At 65.7% G+C, this 19,077-nt stretch carries 17 protein-coding genes and 2 pseudogenes; 9 read left to right on the forward strand and 10 right to left on the reverse strand.

What is annotated here, in order from left to right:
• Positions 1–37 precede the first annotated feature (37 nt).
• The 3 genes and pseudogenes from MKK75_RS25915 to MKK75_RS25925 form a co-directional block, all read left to right on the forward strand.
• Positions 38–844, forward strand: a complete 807-nt coding sequence (locus MKK75_RS25915; protein WP_243986023.1) for an SDR family NAD(P)-dependent oxidoreductase — start codon at positions 38–40, stop codon at positions 842–844.
• 645 nt (positions 845–1,489) lie between these two features.
• Positions 1,490–3,343: a potassium transporter Kup gene (locus MKK75_RS25920; protein WP_244045377.1), complete on the forward strand. Its 1,854-nt coding sequence runs from the start codon at positions 1,490–1,492 to the stop codon at positions 3,341–3,343.
• Positions 3,344–3,377: 34 nt separating this feature from the next.
• Positions 3,378–3,638: pseudogene (locus MKK75_RS25925) on the forward strand (low affinity iron permease family protein); the annotation flags it as partial.
• 60 nt (positions 3,639–3,698) lie between these two features.
• Here the strand turns inward: MKK75_RS25925 and MKK75_RS25930 are convergent.
• From MKK75_RS25930 to MKK75_RS25940, 3 genes are read right to left on the reverse strand one after another with little or no spacing between them, the layout of a single operon-like run.
• Positions 3,699–4,859, reverse strand: coding sequence for an acyl-CoA dehydrogenase family protein (locus MKK75_RS25930; protein WP_244045365.1), 1,161 nt, complete (start codon positions 4,857–4,859; stop codon positions 3,699–3,701).
• A gap of 51 nt (positions 4,860–4,910) precedes the next feature.
• Positions 4,911–5,966, reverse strand: a complete 1,056-nt coding sequence (locus MKK75_RS25935; protein WP_244045366.1) for an NADPH:quinone oxidoreductase family protein — start codon at positions 5,964–5,966, stop codon at positions 4,911–4,913.
• Positions 5,963–6,733, reverse strand: a complete 771-nt coding sequence (locus tag MKK75_RS25940) for a crotonase/enoyl-CoA hydratase family protein (protein ID WP_244045367.1) — start codon at positions 6,731–6,733, stop codon at positions 5,963–5,965. Before MKK75_RS25940 ends, MKK75_RS25935 begins: the two co-directional genes overlap by 4 nt.
• Before the next feature lie 134 nt (positions 6,734–6,867).
• Here MKK75_RS25940 and MKK75_RS25945 point away from each other — a divergent pair, with 134 nt between their 5' ends.
• Positions 6,868–8,094 carry an ABC transporter substrate-binding protein gene (locus tag MKK75_RS25945; RefSeq protein ID WP_244045368.1) on the forward strand — a complete coding sequence of 409 codons (1,227 nt, stop codon included), beginning with the start codon at positions 6,868–6,870 and terminating at the stop codon, positions 8,092–8,094.
• A complete protein-coding gene (locus MKK75_RS25950; RefSeq protein WP_244045369.1) occupies positions 8,052–8,729 on the forward strand; it encodes a TetR/AcrR family transcriptional regulator in 678 nt (225 codons plus the stop codon). The genes MKK75_RS25945 and MKK75_RS25950 overlap by 43 nt, the downstream gene beginning before the upstream one ends.
• A gap of 5 nt (positions 8,730–8,734) precedes the next feature.
• Here MKK75_RS25950 and MKK75_RS25955 read toward each other — a convergent pair whose 3' ends face one another.
• Positions 8,735–9,910, reverse strand: a complete 1,176-nt coding sequence (locus tag MKK75_RS25955) for a CaiB/BaiF CoA transferase family protein (RefSeq protein WP_244045370.1) — start codon at positions 9,908–9,910, stop codon at positions 8,735–8,737.
• Positions 9,911–10,014: 104 nt separating this feature from the next.
• Here MKK75_RS25955 and MKK75_RS25960 point away from each other — a divergent pair, with 104 nt between their 5' ends.
• Entirely contained in the window at positions 10,015–11,139 is a 1,125-nt protein-coding gene (locus tag MKK75_RS25960; protein WP_244045371.1) for a CaiB/BaiF CoA transferase family protein, read from the forward strand.
• A gap of 230 nt (positions 11,140–11,369) precedes the next feature.
• Positions 11,370–11,960, forward strand: a pseudogene (locus tag MKK75_RS25965) (acyl-CoA dehydrogenase family protein); the annotation flags it as partial.
• 66 nt (positions 11,961–12,026) lie between these two features.
• On the opposite strand, the gene MKK75_RS25970 reads toward MKK75_RS25965, so the two are convergent.
• The 4 genes from MKK75_RS25970 to MKK75_RS25985 all read right to left on the reverse strand — a co-directional run bounded on the left by MKK75_RS25970 (position 12,027) and on the right by MKK75_RS25985 (position 16,215).
• Positions 12,027–12,800, reverse strand: coding sequence for an enoyl-CoA hydratase/isomerase family protein (locus MKK75_RS25970; RefSeq protein ID WP_244045372.1), 774 nt, complete (start codon positions 12,798–12,800; stop codon positions 12,027–12,029).
• A 403-nt stretch (positions 12,801–13,203) separates the two neighbouring features.
• The gene (locus MKK75_RS25975) at positions 13,204–13,695 is read right to left on the reverse strand and encodes a MaoC family dehydratase (RefSeq protein WP_244045373.1); all 492 of its coding nucleotides are present in this window, start codon (positions 13,693–13,695) and stop codon (positions 13,204–13,206) included.
• 26 nt (positions 13,696–13,721) lie between these two features.
• Complete coding sequence (locus MKK75_RS25980) at positions 13,722–14,936, reverse strand: ABC transporter substrate-binding protein (RefSeq protein WP_244045374.1); 1,215 nt, start codon at positions 14,934–14,936, stop codon at positions 13,722–13,724.
• Positions 14,937–15,033: 97 nt separating this feature from the next.
• Positions 15,034–16,215, reverse strand: coding sequence for a CaiB/BaiF CoA transferase family protein (locus tag MKK75_RS25985; RefSeq protein ID WP_244045378.1), 1,182 nt, complete (start codon positions 16,213–16,215; stop codon positions 15,034–15,036).
• A 269-nt stretch (positions 16,216–16,484) separates the two neighbouring features.
• Here MKK75_RS25985 and MKK75_RS25990 point away from each other — a divergent pair, with 269 nt between their 5' ends.
• Complete coding sequence (locus MKK75_RS25990) at positions 16,485–17,297, forward strand: IclR family transcriptional regulator (protein ID WP_244045375.1); 813 nt, start codon at positions 16,485–16,487, stop codon at positions 17,295–17,297.
• 45 nt (positions 17,298–17,342) lie between these two features.
• Here MKK75_RS25990 and MKK75_RS25995 read toward each other — a convergent pair.
• A protein-coding gene (locus MKK75_RS25995) for an IS3 family transposase (protein WP_244045379.1) occupies positions 17,343–18,517 on the reverse strand; the annotation gives its coding sequence in 2 pieces (ribosomal slippage) (positions 17,343–18,253 and positions 18,253–18,517; 1,176 coding nt in all).
• Between the two features lie 74 nt (positions 18,518–18,591).
• On the opposite strand from MKK75_RS25995, the gene MKK75_RS26000 reads away from it, so the two are divergent.
• Positions 18,592–18,990, forward strand: coding sequence for a hypothetical protein (locus MKK75_RS26000; protein WP_244045376.1), 399 nt, complete (start codon positions 18,592–18,594; stop codon positions 18,988–18,990).
• Here MKK75_RS26000 and MKK75_RS26005 read toward each other — a convergent pair.
• On the reverse strand, positions 18,968–19,077 hold a 110-nt coding region (locus MKK75_RS26005; protein WP_244045380.1), incomplete at its 5' end, for a transposase. The genes MKK75_RS26000 and MKK75_RS26005 overlap by 23 nt on opposite strands.

A 19,077-nucleotide genomic window follows, 5' to 3' on the forward strand; every position in this document is an offset into this window, starting at 1 on the left:
TGTTTGGCGGGATATGGATGTCAACGGAACGAAACAGATGGATCTCGGAATCAAAGGGCGGGTCGCCGTCGTCACGGGCGCCAAGTCGGGCATGGGTCGCTCGACCGCGGAGCATCTTCTGCGCGAGGGCGTTCACGTCGTCCTCACCGACAAGGAAGGCCCGGAGTTGGAGGCGACCGCCGCGGAACTGGCGGCGCTGGGTCAGGTCCGCGCCGTCCAGGCCGACCTCAGTGAGGCCAAGGGGATCGAGGTGCTCGCGGCCTTCGCCAACATGGCCTTCGACGACAAGCCGACCATTCTCGTTTGCGCCGCCGGCATCACCGGCGCGTCCGGGGACTTCCTCGAACTGACCGACGACGACTGGCTGGAGGCGATACAGACCGACCTCATGGCCGGGGTGCGCGCGACCAGGGCCTTCATCCCGCACATGCGCAAGGCGGGTTGGGGCCGGGTCGTGCTGTTCTCCTCGGAGGACGCTGTGCAGCCCTACATCGAGGAACTCCCCTATGCGGCCGCGAAGGCCGGCGTCCTGAACCTCGCGAAGGGACTGTCGAAGGCCTACGGGCCGGACGGCGTGCTGGTGAACGCGGTCGGGCCGGCCTTCATCGCCACACCGATGACCGACGCGCAGATGGAAAAGAAGTCGAAGGAGAAGGGCATCTCCTTCGATGAGGCAATCCAGAAGACGCTGGACGAGGAGCGTCCGGGCATCGTTGCCAAACGCCGCGGCAAGGCCGAGGAAGTCGCCGCGGCGGTGACGTTCCTCTGCTCCGAGCGGGCCAGCTTCATCACCGGCGAGTTTCTGCGGGTTGACGGTGGCTCTGTTTTGACCATGGGGGCATAAGAAGACGAGCGGTCCAGCGGTCCAGGCAAAACCCTCCACGAAGGTTCACGCAGCCTGTTGTTACCGGTCAATGATCGGTCTTCTTCGGCCAATTGCCGAGTGGCCGCTTTTCCCATTTCTGCCCGGAAAGCGGACCGACGGAAAACCACCCAACCCAGCCATTATGCGGCGCCAACTCACGCGACCGGAAATGGCCGAAAGCCGCCGGTCCGCTTTCAGCGTCCAAACCTTAGAAGCAGACCTTCATTGCGGCTAAGATTGCCATCCGAGGGCACCTTGCGCTCATGGTTGACACCCTTCCTCCGCACGTTGGCTTCAAGGAGCCGTCGTCCCTGCCCTGACTGGCGTTTGGAGCACTGCGCAACAAGTAATGCTTCTCGGGATCACTCGATTGGATGGTCGTCACCGCTAGGCACACTTCCGGCTCGGCAATCCAATTTTTAGATGCCCGCTGAGTCGAAGCCTTGATCCGCTCGCGCTGTTTACTTCTGCAGAGGCAGCAATCCCTCCGGGTATGGAACGGTCAAGGTGCAGTCGCCGTATCTGGAGAACGCCGCAACTGCGGGTGCATCGGGTCAAGCCGTTATGGAAGCGACGATGGTACAGGGCCAGGCCCGCACAAAGGCGCCAGCCGCTTCCGCGACCATGGCGCTCGGCGCGCTCGGCATCGTCTACGGCGATATCGGCACGAGCCCGCTCTACGCCCTCAGAGAAGCCGTCAAAGCGGCTGCTGCGGGCGGAGAGCTGAGGCCCGACGCAGTCATGGGCGCGGTCTCCCTCGTGCTCTGGGCGTTGGTCCTCATCGTGGCGGCCAAGTATGCCGTCCTGATCATGCGCGCGGACAACGGCGGCGAGGGCGGCGTCATGGCCATGCTGGCGCTCCTGGGCGCCCGGCATGCGCCACCCCGCTCCTGGCGCGCCGTTCTCCTCGTCGTCGGCCTCGTCGGCGCGGCTCTGCTCTACGGCGACGGGGCGATCACGCCAGCCGTGTCGGTCCTCTCGGCCGTCGAAGGGCTCAAGCTCGATCTGCCCGGCATCGCCCCCTTCGTCGTGCCGATCACCGTCGTGATCCTGATCGGCCTGTTCTCGGTCCAGCGGAAGGGCACGGGCATGATCGGCCGCTTTTTCGGACCCGTGATGCTGGTCTGGTTTGCAGCCATCGCCGCCATCGGCGTGCTCGGCATCCTGCGAACGCCCGCGATCCTGGGCGCGCTGAACCCCTACCACGCGGTCCATTACCTCCTCACCGAGCATGTGTCCGTCGCCTTCGCCATGTTGGGCGCGGCGTTCCTGGCGGTGACCGGCGGCGAGGCGATGTACGCCGACATGGGCCATTTCGGCCGCCTGCCGATCCGGCTTGCCTGGTTCGCCATCGTGCTGCCGGCGCTGGTCCTGAACTACCTCGGCCAGGGTGGCCTACTGCTCGCTGACCCTGCCGCCATCGACAACCCGTTCTTCCAGCTCGCCCCAGGCTGGGCGCACGTGCCGCTTGTCCTGTTCGCGACGCTAGCAACCGTCATCGCCTCGCAAGCCATCATCTCGGGTGCGTTCTCGCTGACCGAGCAGGCGATCAAGCTCGGCCTGTTCCCGCGCATGCGCATCGTCCACACCTCCGCGCACGAGGCCGGCCAGATTTACGTGCCCATCGTGAACTGGCTCCTGGCCTTCGCAACGCTTGGAGCCGTGCTGGCCTTCGGCTCCTCGGACGCGCTGGCCGGCGCCTACGGCATCGCGGTCTCGCTGCTGATGGTGATCACCACTGTCCTGGCCGGGCTAATCGCCCTGCGCTGGGGCTTCAACCCGATCCTGGTCCTCGCATGCAACGGCGCGTTCCTCATCGTCGACCTGACCTTCTTTAGCGCCAACACGCTGAAGCTGTTCGAGGGCGGCTGGTTTCCACTGCTGCTCGCGGCGGCCGTGGCGTTCCTGATGCTGACCTGGCGACGCGGCACGCAGCTCATGGAGGCGGCGCGAGCGGACATCCGCATGCCGGAAGACGAGTTCCTGGCCCGCGTCGAGGCCAAGCACCTACCGCGCATCCCGGGCACGGGCGCGTTCCTGACCTCGGCCGAGGACGGCATGCCGCTGCCGCTGATGAACTTCGTGCGCCACCTAGGCGTGCTGCACGAGCGCGTTCTCCTGGTGACGATCCAGAGCCTGGACGTGCCGCACGCTTCCGAGACTGAGCAGGTCGAGGTTGTGCCAGTGGCGCCGGACGTGACGCGGGTGCTGCTCCGGTTCGGCTTCATGGACACCGTCCACGTTCCGCGTGCCCTGCGGCGGGCGGTCGAGGACGGCCGGCTCACCGGCGTTAATTGCGACCGCCTGAGCTACTTCATCAGCCACGAGACGGTGGTCGCCTCGGAGAAGAAGCCCGGCATGGCGGGCTGGCGCGAGGAAATCTTCGCGCTGATGCAGCGCAACGCCGAGGAGACGGCGAGCTACCTGTGCGTGCCGGCCCGACAGGTGATGGAGGTCGGCGCCGAAATGGAGGTGTGAGGATGGACCACACCGTAGTCGGCGGGCAGGTCGGATGAGGACGCCGAAGGGCTTTGCCGAGTTCGCCTCTCGGGTAGCACGCGCCGCAGGTCGGCCGTTCACCTTCGCGCTGAGCCTGATCCTTATCCTGGTCTGGGCGGTCACGGGGCCGCTGTTCGGCTTTTCGGACACGTGGCAGCTGGTGATCAACACCGGCACGACCATCGTGACCTTCCTGATGGTGTTCCTCATCCAGAACACCCAGAACCGGGACGGGGCCGCCATTCAGGCCAAGCTCGACGAGCTCATCCGAGCCTGAGTGTTGACGCTGGCAACTTTCCCTCTCACGCCATGTCAAAGACGCCTTTCTTAGACCTCACAATACGGCTCCACGTAGCATCTCGCGTGCGATAATGATTTTCTGGACCTCGCTCGCGCCTTCATAAATGCGCAGAGCGCGCACTTCACGATAGAGTTCTTCTACCTTCGAACCCGTCTTCACACCTGAGCCGCCGAAGATCTGAACCGCGCGGTCGATCACGCCTTGCGCGCTGTCCGTCGCGAAAAGCTTCGCCATCGCTGCTTCGCGCGTGATGCGGGCCTTGCCCGAATGCTTCGCCCAGGCCGCACGGTAAATCAGCAGGGCGGACGCTTCGACGGCGGTCGCCATCTCCGCCAGCGCAGCTTGCGTGAGCTGAAGCTCGCCGAGCGGGGTGCCGAAGAGCCTTCGGGAAGAGGCGCGTGACAGTGCCTCGTCCAGCGCGCGTCGTGCCAGCCCGAGTGCCGCCGCCCCCACAGTCGTGCGGAAGATATCGAGTGTGGCCATCGCCACTTTGAAGCCTGCACCGGCCGCACCGAGCCTGTTCGTCACCGGCACGCGGCAAGCGTCGAAGCGAAGTGTCGCCAGCGGGTGGGGAGCCATGACGTTGATGCGTTCCGAGATCGACAGACCGGGGGTGTCGGCGTCGACTACGAATGCTGAGAGACCCTTCGCGCCAGGTCCTTCGCCTGATCTGGCGAAGACGACGTAGAAGTCGGCGATCCCTCCGTTCGAGATCCAGGTCTTCGTGCCCTCGATCCTGACGTGGTCGGGCCCATCCTGGGTCACGCTGGTCGAGATCGCGGCGACGTCCGATCCGCACTCCGGTTCGGATAAGGCGAACGCCGCGATGTGACGACCGTGGCGCACCGGCGGCAGATAACGCTCCTTGAGCGCGTGGTGGCCGAACAAGGCGATCGGCCCCGATCCAAGGCCTTGCATCGCGAACGCAAAATCTGCGAGCCCGCTCTCGTACGCCAAGATCTCACGCGCGAGGCAGAGGGTGCGGACATCGTGCGAGCCGTCGGTCCGATGGTCCGGGCAGGCATATTCGAGCCACCCCGACCGACCGAGTTCAGCAACGAGCTTCCGGCACGATCCATCGACATCGGCGTGATCGATCAGATCTGGGACCGCACTCTTGACCCATCCCCGGAACTCACCGGCGAATGTCGCATGATCGCGATTGAAGAACGGCCAGTCGAGAAACTCCGCCATCGAATATCCCCCGTTTAAGGATGAGCAGCCCCAGACACGGCGAAGCTGACCTTACGGCAGCCCACTGTTCGAGAGCTCGTCGCCAGGACTACAATCGAGCACGACCTTCCCGATGACCTGCCGCTCTTCGATCAACGCGAGTGCCGCCGCGAATTCGGTAATCGGCAGCCGACGCTGAATTGTCGGGCGGAGCGCCCCGCGCTCGTACAGGTCGAACAACTCGGTGAAGAGCGTGCGTACGCGTTCCGTGTTGCCCGGCTTCGGCGGGACCTTCGCCCAGCCGAAATGGTAACCCCAGTAGACGCCGAGTACTGCGATGTTCTTCACCAGGATGAGGCTCGCGGGGATCTGCGGGATGTCCCCGCCCGCGAAACCGATCGGGAGAAGGCGTCCTTCCGGCGCGATGCAACGCATGGACTCGGAAAGGACCGCTCCGCCGACGGGATCGAAGATGACGTCGGCTCCGCGCCCGCCGGTCAGGTCGAGGACCTGGTCGCGAAATCCGTCCCGCGTGTAGTCGATCGCGACGCTCGCGCCATGCCGCAGCGCCGTCGCACGCTTCTCGGGCGAGCTCGCCGTCGCAATGACGCGCGCGCCCAGCGACCGTGCGATCTCGACGGCGGCCAAGCCAGTCGCACCGCCAGACCCATGGACGAGAACCGTCTCACCGGCCTGCAGCCGCGCGTACCAGGTCAGGGCGGCGTACGCCGTCCCATAGATGGTTGGGAATAGTACCGCCTCGTCGAACGGCAGGACGGTCGGGATTTTGAAGACGGTGGTATCCGGAGAACAGACGCCCTCCGCAAAGCCGCCGTTCCGGACCGCCGCAACGACGCGATCACCGGGGCGAAGGTGGTCCACCCCTTCTCCGCAGGCTCGAACTATCCCAGCGACTTCCGTGCCGGGGATGAAGGGTGGGTCCGACCTGTTCTGATGGCGTCCGGCGATTGCCAAGATGTTGGCGAAGCTGACGCCGCTGGCGGCGACATCGATCAGGATCTCCCTCGGTCCGGGTACAGGACGCGGGAGGTCCTCGACAATCAGGTCACGGTAATCGCCGTGCTTCCGGCACACCGCCGCGCGCATCGATGTCGAGCCGCCCGTCACGCCTTCTCTCCGTGTCTGCCGGCTCCGGACGCGAAGCGCGCCGCACCGGAGACGGCCTCGCGCGCCCGCGCCGCAGCGGCCAGTTCGGTCTCCTTTGCCAGCGCATCCTCCAACGGCAACGCCCACTGCACGTAAGCAGAGTGGCGGTCCGAGCGCATCGCGATCGAGGGGAAGATGGCGATCTCGTTGGCGAGTTCGTGGGCGACGGCAAGGACGGTACCGCGTGGGGCCAGCCGGTTGGCAAGCCCGATCTCGACGGCTTCTCGACCGTGGATGGGACGCGCCGTCAGAAGCATGTCGAGCGCCCGACTCATGCCGATGAGGCGCGGCAGGCGCACCGTTGTGCCCTCACTCATCGGAACGCCCCAGCGCCGTGACAGGACGGCGAAAGTCGTATCTTCATCGGCTACCCGAAGATCGCACCAGAGCGCGAGGCCGAGACCGCCCGCGCAAGCGTGACCCGAAACGGCCGCGATCACGGGCTTGCAAAGGAACGGGCGCGTGGGCCCCCGCTCGCCCGTCGCCCAGGGCTCGTAGACACGCCCCGTCGCGAGTTCTTTAAGATCCGCACCAGAGCAGAACGATCCACCGGCCCCGGTTAATACCGCCACGCTCGCGCTCGCATCCGCCTCGAATTGTTGGAAGGCGTCGAACAGGCGAGCCGCCGTCTCGATGTCCAGCGCGTTCCTCACTTCCGGGCGGTTGATCGTGACGGTGGTCACAGGCCCATCCCGCTGGACCAAAACGGTTCCCTGCTCGATCGCCATGGGACCTCCAACGAAATGCGCGGAACGCTGTGAGCCTCACCGGCACACGACTCATGTTGCGATACAAGATACGCCGTAGTATGCAAATGCCAAAATGGTACAGCGGCCTCAAGCCGCTTAAGGGGAGGAAACAGATGGTGCGACGTCGCGCTCTGAGTGCCGCGCTCATCGTTGGCACACTCTCGACGAGCGTCGCGCATGGGGCCGAACCGCTGCGGATCGGCGTGCTCACGGACGCGTCGAGCCTCTATGCCGACAACGGGGGGCAGGGTTCGCTCGAGGCAGCACGCTTGGCCGTCGCAGATGCCGGCGGCTCGGTACTCGGGCGCACCGTGGAGCTCCTGTACGCTGACCATCAGAGCAAGGCCGACATCGCCTCCAGCATCGCGCGCAAATGGATAGACGAAAACGACGTCCAGATGATCACGGACGGCGGAAATTCATCGGTCGCGCTGGCAATTAACCATGTCAGTCACGAGAAGAACCGGATCGCGATGTTTACGGCAGCCGCGACGACGGATCTGACGCACAAGTACTGCAGTCCAACTACTGTTCATTACGTATATGATACGTACTCACAGGCGAAAGGAGCCGCGGAGTCGGTTTCAGGGTTTGGCGCCGCCACTTGGTTCTTCATCACGGCCGACTACGCATTCGGCCATGCGATCCAGCGGGACATGACGAGCCTGATCAACGCCGAGGGCGGCAGGGTGATTGGGAGTGTGAGCGCGCCCGTGAGCAGCGCGGACTTCAGCTCCTTTTTGCTCCAGGCTCATGCCTCTGGGGCGGCGATGATCGGGCTCGCAAACGCGGGAGAAGACTTCATTAAGAGCGTGAAGCAGGCGCGCGAGTTCGGGGTCGGCGGCGACGGCCGGCAACGCCTCGTCGCCACCCTCATGTTCCTGAGCGACATCAATGGCCTCGGTCTGGACGTCGCGCGAGGTCTGACGTCGACTGAGGGGTTTTACTGGGACCAGAACGATGAAACCCGAGCCTTCGCGCGGCGATTCTTTGCGAAGGTCAATCGCATGCCGACATCCAATCAGGCCGGCGTGTACTCGGCCGTCCGACACTACCTCAAGGCGGTGGCAGCGGCGGGCGGCACGGACGCGGCAGCCGTGATGAAGGCGATGCGCGACATCCCGGTCGACGACTTTTTCGCCCACGGCGGTCGCATCAGAGCGGACGGGCGCATGGTCCACGACATGTTGATCGTGGAAGTGAAATCGCCTGCCGAGTCGAAAGCGCCGTGGGACTACTATAAGATCCTCAAGGTGCTTCCCGGGCGGGAGGCGTTCCTGCCGGAGGATCAGTCTGCGTGTCCCTATCTCGCGTCAACAAACGCGGTCCCAAACAAGTAGGGCTCACGGAGGACCCTCGGCCCGATGAGAAGAGCGGATCGGACCGCGAGGTCGCGATCCTGGACGCCGCCGCCCGCGCCTTCATGGAGATGGGGTTCGCGGCGGCGTCGCTCGACCGCGTAGCCGACTTTCTCGATGCGACGAAAGGCACGATCTACTACTACTACCGCACCAAATCCGACCTCTTCGCAGCGGTCAACCGCCGAGCTATGGAACTCACTGCAGAGGCCATCGGGCCCTTCGCCCATGCGCAGGGCGATCCACGCGAGCGGCTTTGGCAGATGAGCTTCGCTCACACTCTGCTGATCATACAGCGGCTGCCGTATCTGAGGGTCGCGGCACAAGGTCTTGAGCTTTACCTGTCCGGCCGGATGACGATTGACGAGCAGAAGCTCTTGAAAGAGATCGCTGCGCTTCGTGCTGGCAACGAACAGCTGTACGTCGATGTGATCCGGGAGGGGATCGCCACGGGCGCCTTCCGGAACGTGGAGCCGAAGCTGGCTGCCAAACCGGTCCTCGGCGCCTTGAACTGGACCTCGCGCTGGTATCAGCCAAGGCCACGGGAGACGGTTCGCCAGCGTGAGGCGATCGCCACCGAACTGGCGACCTTTGTGTGTGCTGGACTAGCAAGCTGACTGGCTCACCTCTCGGCCTGGATCACGATGCCTGCCGCGACAAGTTCGTCGATCTCCGCTGGGGATAGGCCGAACCGCATGAGGACCCCGCGGCTGTGTTCGCCGATCGCCGGGGGCCGACAGGGTCGGGGGGCTCTCGCCATCCCGGGCAGTCTCGGAAATGGGAGTGGGTCGAAACCCGTGATCTCGGTCGCTTCGAAGATCTCCGCATGAGCGACCTGCGGATCTTCCAAGAGGCCCGCATAATCGTTCACCGGGGCGCACAGGACGTCGAACTCGTCGAAACGCGAGGTCCAGAATTGCGTGGTCTGCTCACGGATAATCCGCTCGAGTTGCCCATTGATCTCATCCGCATGTAGCGCGCGGTCAGCGTTCGTCCTGAAGCGGGCATCCTCGACCCAGTGCGAGCAGCCTACAGCGCGGGCAAGGTTGTCGAACATGTCGTCGCGCACGGAGACGAGATTGATCGCGCCGTCGGCGGTCGCAAAAGTTCCTGAGGGTACCGTAAGCGCCGTCCGGGGCTGCCCTCCGAACATGGCGTGATCGAGTATCGGCATGGCTTGGAAAGCGGCGGCGACTTCCAGAAGGGATATGTTGATGTGCCCACCTTCACCCGTCCTAGCCCGCTTGAAGAGGGCGACTCCGACCGCCTGGGCTGCGTAGACGCCTGCCGCGACGTCGATTGCAAGCATTCCGATCCGCTGGGGTACCCCGGTGGATGACCGGTTCATCACCATCATCCCGCTCATCGCTTGCAGAATGGTGTCCGTCGCCGGGCGGTCCCGGTACGGACCCTCGGCCCCGAACCCGCTGACCGAGACGTAGAGGACACTGGGGTTGCAAGCGCGGATCGCATCGAACCCGATCCCGAGCCGCTCAGCCACACCCGGCCGGAAGCTCTGCGTAACGACGTCCACGGCGGAGGCGAGCCGAAGCAGCAGTGCCCGCCCTTCAGGCCGCCGTGCGTCGACGGCCAGACCCGACTTGCCGGTGTTGCTGGCGAGGCTCATCGCGGTGTGCTGGCCGCTCGCCCGTCCCATCAGGCGACTCCAGTCCCCAGCGGGCGGCTCCACCTTGACCACCTCCGCGCCGGCCTGGGCTAGGATCGCCGCGCAGTAGGGGCCGGCGAAGCCCTGGGCGAGGTCGAGGACCTTGAGGCCGCGGTAGGCGTCGTCGAGCACGGGCAACCTCGGTTGATCTCTCAAGCTACGGAGTAGTATAATTTCGGACTTCGTTCCTGGCTAGCTCCCCTTAGCGGTGCGCGCGGAACGGTGGGGAGGGTCCGATGTCATTGCCGCTCGAAGGAATTCTCGTCGTCTCCGTCGAGCAGGCTGCAGCCGCTCCCTTCGCTTCGAGCCGCCTCGCCGATGCGGGCGCACGCGTCATTAAGATCGAGCGCCCGGAAGGCGATTTCGCCCGCGGGTACGACGGAGTGGTGAGGGGAGAGAGCACGTATTACGTGTGGCTGAACCGCGGCAAGGAGTCCGTGGTGCTCGACTTCCGTCAGGCCAGAGACGCGGAACTCCTGCGCCGTATGATGCTGCGGGCGGACGTGGTCATCCAGAACCTCGGGCCGGGCGCCGCGGAGCGTGCCGGCTTCGGGTGGAGAGCCCTGCGGCAGGCGCGGCCCGACCTGATCACGTGCGACATCACGGGCTACGGCGAGACGGGTCCGCTTGCGGGCTCGCGTGCCTACGACCTCATGGTGCAGGCCGAGAGCGGGCTCGCATCGATCACCGGCACGCCCGATGCTCCGGGCCGGGTCGGCGTCTCGGCCGTCGATATAGCGACTGGCATGTTCGCTCACGCCGCAATCCTCGAGGCACTGTTGCGGCGGTTCAGGACGGGAGAGGGGGCGTCCCTGCACGTCTCACTGTTCGACGCGATGGCGGACTGGATGAGCGTCCCAATCCTGTACTTCGATCATACGGGCCGAGAATGGCCGCGGGTCGGACTTGGCCACCCCACGATCGCTCCTTACGGCGCTTACAGGCTCGCGCGGGGTGATGAGATCATGGTGGGCGTCCAAAACGATCGCGAGTGGGTACGCTTCGCGGAGCGCGTGTTGCTCCTGCCTGAACTCGCGCAACGCGAGGAATACGGTACCAACAACGGCAGGGTTTTGCGAAAAGCTGAACTCGATCGTGAGGTGCAGGCAGTCTTGCAGGAACTTGTAGTCGACGAGTGCATCGCACGACTGAAGCGCGCTGAGGTGGCGTACGCTCGCATCAACCGCCTCCGCGATGTCGCGCAGCACGCTCATCTCAGGCGGCTGACCGCAGAGACGCCGGTTGGACCTGTGGACCTCGTTGCGCCGCCTGCAATCTTCAGAGAGGAGGAGCGCAGCTTGAGAGCGGTGCCGCATCTAGGTGAGCACACCGAGGCAGCCCGGCTAGAGTTTTTCGAATAGATACTGCTTCCGTGCGCGCGTCGAAGGACATGTATCGACCGCAGTTACGAATGAGTTTTTCGATACGAATGCTAATCCTACAACGAAATTTGCACCAATACTGTCTTGTCATCCATTGGTTGTGAGGAGATCATTAGATGCTGCAACACTTGAAGGCTTCTGAGACTTACGAGCCGGCTGCTGCCGTTGAGGCTCCCGCCTCCCCCCGCTTCGTCTGAGACGATCCCTTCCTGCTGGAGGACCAGCTCACCGAGGACGAGCGGGCGATCCGCGACGTGGCCCACAGCTTCGCGCAGGAGCAGCTCCTGCCCGGGATCGTCGAGGCGTACGCCCATGAGCAGACCGATCCGGGCCTGTTCCGGAAGATGGGCGAACTCGGCCTGCTGGGCGTCACCCTACCGGAGGAGTACGGCTGCGCCGGCGCCTCCTACGTCGCCTACGGGCTCGTGGCGCGGGCGGTCGAGGCGGTGGATTCCGGCTACCGCTCGATGATGAGCGTCCAATCCTCCCTCGTGATGTACCCGATCCACGCCTACGGCTCGGAGGAGCAGCGGAAGAAGTTCCTGCCGAAGCTGGCCTCGGGCGAGTGGATCGGCTGCTTCGGCCTCACCGAGCCCGATGCTGGCTCCGACCCGGCGGGGATGAAGACCAAGGCCGAGAAGATCGACGGCGGCTACCGGATCTCGGGCGCCAAGATGTGGATCTCCAACGCGCCGTTCGCCGACGTCTTCGTGGTCTGGGCGAAGTCCGACGCGCACGAGGGCGCGATCCGGTGCTTCATCCTGGAGAAGGGCATGAAGGGACTCTCGGCGCCGACGCTCATCCCGGGGCCGGCGAGTCCGTTTTTGATGCCGATCTAAGTCGGGAGCGGTGCCCGGCCGGACGGCTTACCAGCGTGGCGGGCGCTTCTCGACGAAGGCTCGCAGCCCTTCCTGGGCGTCCGGCGTCCCGGCCACGTAGGTGAAATGTTCGGCCGCCGCCGCGACGCCCCGCCGGAATTCGGCGTCGTTGGCGCGCATGAAGGCCGCGCGTCCGAGCCGCATCGCGGTCGGCGACTTCGAGGCGAACGTCCGCGCGAGGGCCATCGCCTCCCGGTCGAGGTCAGCGTCGGGCACCACGCGGCTCACTAGGCCGAGGCCTGCGGCCTCGGCTGCGTCGAAGGTTCGGCCCGAGAACAGGAGCTCGAAGGCGCGGTGGCGGCCGACGATGGTTGGCAGGTGCGTGAAATGGATGGCTGGCACGAGGCCGAGGTCGATCTCGGGGTAGCCAAAGGTCGCGCCGTCGCCCGCCAGGATCACGTCGCACAGGATGGACAGCGTCATGCCGCCGCCGCGAGCGGCGCCGTTCACGGCCGCGATCGACGGCTTGCCCAGGTGATACTGGATGTCGGCCAGCTCGACGTAGAGCCTGTCAAGGAAGGGGCGGACCTCGGCCTGCGGCTTCCCGAGGAGGATGTCGAGGTCTAGGCCGGCCGAGAACCGCCGCGGGATCGCGCTCGCCAGGAGCACGGCCCGGGCCGCTTCATCGGCGGAGGCTCGCCGGAAGGCTGCGACGATCTCGCCCAGCATTGGTAGGCTCAACGCGTTCACGGGCGACCGGTCCAGGGTGATGACGGCAACGCGGTTCTCGACCGCGTAACGCACGAAGGGACGATCCTGCATGGTCCTCGGCTCAATGTGTCGGGCGTCGGGTACGGCCTCGGCGGGCTTCGGCGCGCCTGGGCCGACACTCGGTCTCGCCGCTGGCGCAATCCCCGCCGGGGAACGATGTCTATCAAGTCCGGGCCGTCTCGCCGACCGCCTCGAAAGCAGGCGCGCCAGCGTCCCTGCCCCCGGGCCGACCGATTTGAACTCGGCCAACGATCGACGAGGCGGGCATGGCCGGAGCGGAACGGATCTACCCCGCGCGACTGACACGCGGGGACTCTTGGTGCGGGTCGGTTAGGCTTGCCGGCCGTCGGCGATATCACTGACCGTCCCAGACCGAAGGACGTGGCCCATTGGCGGGCGGCCGGAAGGGGGTGGACAGCACGGCCCAGGCCCGCCGAACGGCGCCCTGCCTCCATCAACCGGTCGACGGCTTCGGGCCCATGCGAACGAGGTAGCGCTGCTTGCCCGACATGACGAGCTCCCGCCGTTGGTTGTGAACGGTGGTCTCCATCTCGATCACGCCCGTGGTCCGTCCCGGCTCCATCGCGCCGATCGTGAGCGCCGGGTAGAGCGTGTCGCCGACATAGACTGGCTTCAAGAAGCGCGACGACTGCTCCAAGAAGGCAATAAGGCTCTCCTCGACCATGAATGGGAAGTTGCCGGCGCCGGCCGCGGTCTGAATCAGGACCTGGAAACCGTGCGCGAGCATGTGCGGCATGCCCCGGGCCCGGCAGAACTCGACGTCGTAGTGGATCGGGTGGTTGTCCCCACTCGCCGTCTGGAAGGCGAGGAACAGAGCGTCCGTCATGGTGCGGCTCGGCAGCACGAAGCGCTCGTGCAACCGGAAGTCCCCGAACCACCGGTTCGGAAACCGCCGATGGTCGGCGGGGTCGAACGTCGCGTCCATGTTCGCGCACCTCCTGCGATCTACGTCTAGTTCTTCTGGACGAGCGGGCACTCGCTCTCGCTCAGCGGCCGGTAGGCTGCCTCCGGGGACAGCCGGTCCAGCACCTCAAAATCGTCGAAGGGGTGCTTCGAGGCGGACGGCGCCTTGACCTTAACCAGCATCAGTTCCTCAAGGACCCGGCCGTCCTCGCGGATCGCCGCGTCGCGGACGAACACGTCGTTCACCCGGGTCTCGCGCATCTTGGCGGCGACCGTCGGGCCGTCGAGCGTACCGGCGGCCTGCACGGCTTTCAGGTAATGGAGCACGCCGGAATACGTCAGCGAATGAACCATCGTGGGCGGCTTGCCGCGGTAGCGCTGCTGGAACGTCCTCGACCAAGCACGTGTGCGCTCGTCCGAATCCCAGTACGTCGCGGTGGCGAACTCCAGCCCCTGCGCGACGTCGAGGCCGAGGGCGTCGACGTCCGACTGGAAGACGAGGAAGCCCGCGAGCTTCTGCCCCCCCTCGATCAGGCCGAATTCGTGCGCCTGCTTGACCGAGTTGATGACGTCCGCGCCCGCGCTGGCGAGCCCGACCACCTTCGCCCGGCTCGCTTGGGCCTGGAGCAGGAACGACGAGAAGTCCGGGTTGTGGAGCGGGTGGCGCACGCTGCCGAGCACACGCCCGCCTGACGCCTTGATAGACGCCGATGCGTCCGCCTCCAGCGCCTGGCCGAAGGTGTAGTCGGCCGTCATGAAGAACCAACTGTTGTCGCCCCTGGCGACGGCGCGCTTTGTCGAGGCGGATGACAGGGCGTAGGTGTCCGGGGCGAACTGGAAGGCGGTCCTCGCGCAGTCCTTCCCGGTTAAGCTCGACGCGTAACCTCCGGCGTTCACGAAGACGAAGTTGCGTGCCCGCGCGAGCTGCTGGATGGAGGCGGCGCTCGAACTCGGGCCGCCGTCCGCGATCAGCGTGACCCCCTCGACGTCGACCCATCGCCGCACCAGGGCCGAGGCGATATCCGGCTTGCTCTGGTTGTCGGCCGATAGTACCTCAATAGGACGCCCCAGCACCGACCCGCCCATCTCGTCGACTGCGAGGCGCGCCGCGACCGCCGAACCCGCGCCGCTCAGGTCCGCGTAGCCGCCGGAGGCGTCGTTGATGACGCCGATCCGGATCGGCGTCGTGTCGGCCGCCATGGAGGCGGTGGGGCAGGACAGAAGACCCGCCGCCAGGGCGGCGGCGTGAAGGCTCTTCGACACGGGATTCCCTCCGATGAGTATTGTTTTGCCCGATGCCGGCCCGGGGGAACGGCGGCGCGCGCGAGGCCGTCGGGTCCCGCTTCCGCCGGTGCGGCGCTCAGCGCCGTTCAAAGACGACCTTGGCGTCCACCAGGGCGTCGATCTCCCTGTCGCCGTACCCTGCGGCCCGGCAGACCTCGCGGGAGCTTTCGCCGAACCCCTGCGGGATCCGGCGGACGCTGCCGGGGGTTCTGGAGAGCTTGATGGGGATGCCCAGCGCACGGTACGCGCCGTCCTCCACCACCATCCGCCTGTACGCAGTGTGCGGTGCGGCGAGTACTTCGGGAACGCTCAGCACGGGACCGGCCGGGATGTTGCGGTTAAGGAGAAGCGTGCACAGCTCCTCGGCCTCCCGCTCGGCCAGCCGCGGTTCGAGAATCTCCCGTAGCGCCCGCCGGTTCTCGACGCGCTTCGGGTTCGTGAGAAAGCGCTCGTCGCGGGCGAGGTCCGGCAGGCCCAGCACACCGCACACGGCGGCGAACTGTCCGTCGTTGCCGACGCCTAGGAAGATCGGACCCGTCGCCGTCTCGAACTGCTCGTAGGGCGCGATGCTCGGGTGCTGGTTCCCGGTCCGCATAGGCTCCACCCCGGCCTGGAGGTAGCCGACGGCGTGCGGGTGCAGGAAGGTCAGCGCGCAGTCGTACAGGCACACGTCGAGCTTTTGCCCCATTCCCGAGCGCGCCCGCTCGTGCAGGGCCATCAAGATCGCGATCGTCGCATTCAGGGCGGTCCCGATGTCGACGATCGACATCCCGACCCGCGTCGGTCCCCCGTCCGGGTAACCGTTGGTGCTCATGCACCCGGCCATGGCCTGCACCACGGAGTCATATCCTGGAAGCCCGCCGAGCGGACCGTCGTCCCCGAACCCGGTGACATGACAGTAGACGAGCCGCGGGAAGCGTTCTGCCAGCACCACGTCATACCCAATGCCCCACCTTTCCAGCGTGCCGGACTTGAAGTTGTGGATGAGGACGTCGGCGTCTTCGAGCAGGCGGAACAGGACTTCGCGGCCCTGGGCCTTCGACAGGTCCAGGGCGGCATTGCGCTTGTTGCGGTTGATGCCGCTAAAATAGGCGCTGCCACCCTCACCGAACGGCCCCCACCCCCGCGTCTCGTCGCCCTGTGGGGGTTCGATCTTGATCACCTCTGCCCCGTGGTCGCCGAGATACTGAGTGCACAGGGGGCCGCCCAGGACGCGGGACAAGTCGACGATCTTCACCCCCGCCAATGCGCCGGACATCAGAGCCCCTGTTTTTGATCCACTGGTTTCATATATCGAAACTAAGGGTTCGAAAGGGTGGGCGTCAAGCGAGTTCATTCTTGATTTGCTTCGATGACGATGCTCGGTAGCCATAACGGGCGTCGCGCCCAGACCTGCGGCGGAGGCCGAGGGCCAGCGCGGTGGAGAGGGCATGGGCGGGGCGTTGGTGCCCGAGCGCGAACCTGCTTAAGTGATCCCGGCATCCCGTGGGCTCGCCTCGGTTCGCCAAGTCTAGGGACGAACGCGGCATGTCGGGGAAGGGGGGCTTCGCTTCCGAGGACGAGGATCGCGGCCGGGACGGCGCGGATGCCGCCTCGACGCCGAGCGGCACCCTCCTGCGCGGCCTGGAGGTGCTGGAGGCGTTCAGGGCCGGCCTCGGCGGCATGACCAACACTGAGCTCGTGGCCGCGACCGAACTCCCCAAGGCGACCGTCTCGCGCCTGACGCGGGCCCTCGTCGACGCCGGCTACCTGACCTACGAAGCGGGGGAGGGGAAGTATCGGCTGAGCCCTCGCGTGCTCAACCTCGGATTCTCCTACCTCAGCAATCTTCAGGTGCTGCCGCTGGCGCACGAGCACATGCAGCAATTCGCGAAGGTGTCCGGTTGCAGCGTGTCGCTCGCGGCGCCGGACGGAGTCGAGATGATTTATCTCGACCGCTGTTCCGGCGAGACCCTGCCGTATTTCTTTAGCACCGGCTCACGCATCGAGGTCGCCAGGACTGCCACGGGCCACGCCTACTTGGCCGGCCTAGCGGAGGATGCACGTGAGGCGCTTCTAGTCGAGATCGAGCGGCGCAATCCGGCCGCCAAGACGCAGCCGCTGCGCCAGTCGATTGGCGCGTCGATTAGGGAGGTCCGCGAGAAGGGCTACTGCCACAACGACCGCATGTGGCGGCGCAACGTCTGCTCGATCGCCGCCCCGATGGCGTCCCGCGACGGCAGAACCGTCCTAGCCGTCAATTGCGTCGCGCCAGCCCACGTCATGGACGTCGCCACGCTAGAGAAGAAGTGGAGCGGTTATCTCCTGCACCTCGTGGAGACGATCGGCGCGCATTTCTGACGTCGGGTGCCTGATCGGCCCCCACGGGGTGGTCCGAATGGAAAGTTAGTGCAGGGTTGGCCTCATCAGTATGGGGGGCATGGTCGATCGAGCCAGCACAGCCGGCCAAGCGGTCGAGACCAGCATGAAGACCTCTGGAGCCGGCGGCCTATAGCCCAAAGCCCCATGTGGCCGAACTGTATTGTAGTGCCGTCGCCAGCTCTCGATCATGATCTGTGCCTCTTTGAGCGTGTAGAAGATCTCACCATTTAGAAGCTCGTCGCGTATCTGCGCATTGAAGCTTTCGACATACCCATTCTCCCACGGCGAACCCGGCGTGACGTAGGCTGCCTTGGCTCCCACCCCAGCGATCCAGGCCTGCACTGATTTGGCGATAAACTCCGGACCGTTGTCTGAACGAATGTGAGCAGGCACGCCGCGCAGGCTGAAAAGATCAGACAGCACATCGATCACGTCGGCCGCCTTGAGCTTGCGATCCACCCGGATGGCCAGGCACTCGCGGCTGAACTCGTCGAGAACGTTGAGCATCCGGAACTTGCGCCCGTCATGGGTGCGCGCCTCGACGAAGTCGTAGGACCAGACGTGGTTGCGGTGCTCCGGGCGCAGGCGGAGGCAGGAGCCATCCCCGTCCCACAACCGTCCGCGCTTGGGCTGGCGGGCCGGCACCTTCAGCCCCTCCTGTCGCCAGAGGCGCTCGACCCGCTTGTCGTTGACCTGCCAGCCGGCTGCCCGCAGCAGGGCGGCGACCTTCCGATAGCCGTAGCGCCCGTAGGTGCGGGCAAGCTCGATCAGATCGGCGACGAGCGCCGCCTCGTCATCTTTGCCCCGCGGCAGCTTGCGCTGTGTCGAGCGATGCTGCCCGAGCGCACGACACGCGCGGCGCTCGGAGACCTTCAGCACGGTCCGGACATGCTCGATGCAGGCGCGGCGGCGCGCGGGGCTGGTCAGTTTCCCCGGGCCGCCTCCTGCAGGATCAGCTTGTCCAGGGTGAGATCGGCGATCGCCTTCCGGAGCCGCTGGTTCTCGGTCTCCAGATCCTTCATCCGCCGGACTTGATCCGACTTCAGGCCACCGTACTCACGCCGCCAGCGGTAGTACGTCACCTCACTCACGCCGATCGTGCGGATCGCTTCTGCTACGCTCTGGCCCTGGCCGACCAGCACGTCCGCCTGCCGCAGCTTTGCGACGATCTCCTCGGGCTTGGGTCGCTTCCTCGACATCGATCCGTCCTCCAGGCTCGAAAGCCATACCAAAGGGCGGACCACTCTCGTGGGGGTGGATCACCCCGAGTGGATTGTCGGCGATCGTCAATCTGTCGCTGATGCCGATCTTCCTCGCGTTTATCGGTTCTCTCTACGGCCAGGAGCACCTCAGCGCGCGTCGGGTCGGCGCGATCGGACTCGGTGTCGTCGGGCTCGTGCTCCTGTTCTCAGGCCGCGCCGGGGCCGCGCAAGACGGGGCCACGGCGGTGCTTGCCCTCTCGTCAGTAGCGGTCGGTACGGCCTGCTACGCCTGGGGCTCTGTGATCAGCCGGCCCTTGACGCAGACGATGCCCCCCCTGGTTCTCGCCTTCTGGGAGACGCTCATCGGCGCAATCGGTCTCGTGCCGGTCTCTTTGCTCATCGAGGGCTACGATCCGAGTGGAGTTGACCCCGTTTGTGGTCCACGGCCTATGCAAGTTCTCGGGCTGTGACAGCTTGGTCGGCGAAGGCTCGGGGCGTCAAGCCGCCCAGGGCCGTGTGGGGTCGATCTTCGTTGTAGTGGCACCTCCATTCCTCGA

The sequence above is a fragment of the Methylobacterium sp. J-030 genome (genome assembly GCF_022829545.1).
Taxonomy (GTDB): domain Bacteria; phylum Pseudomonadota; class Alphaproteobacteria; order Rhizobiales; family Beijerinckiaceae; genus Methylobacterium.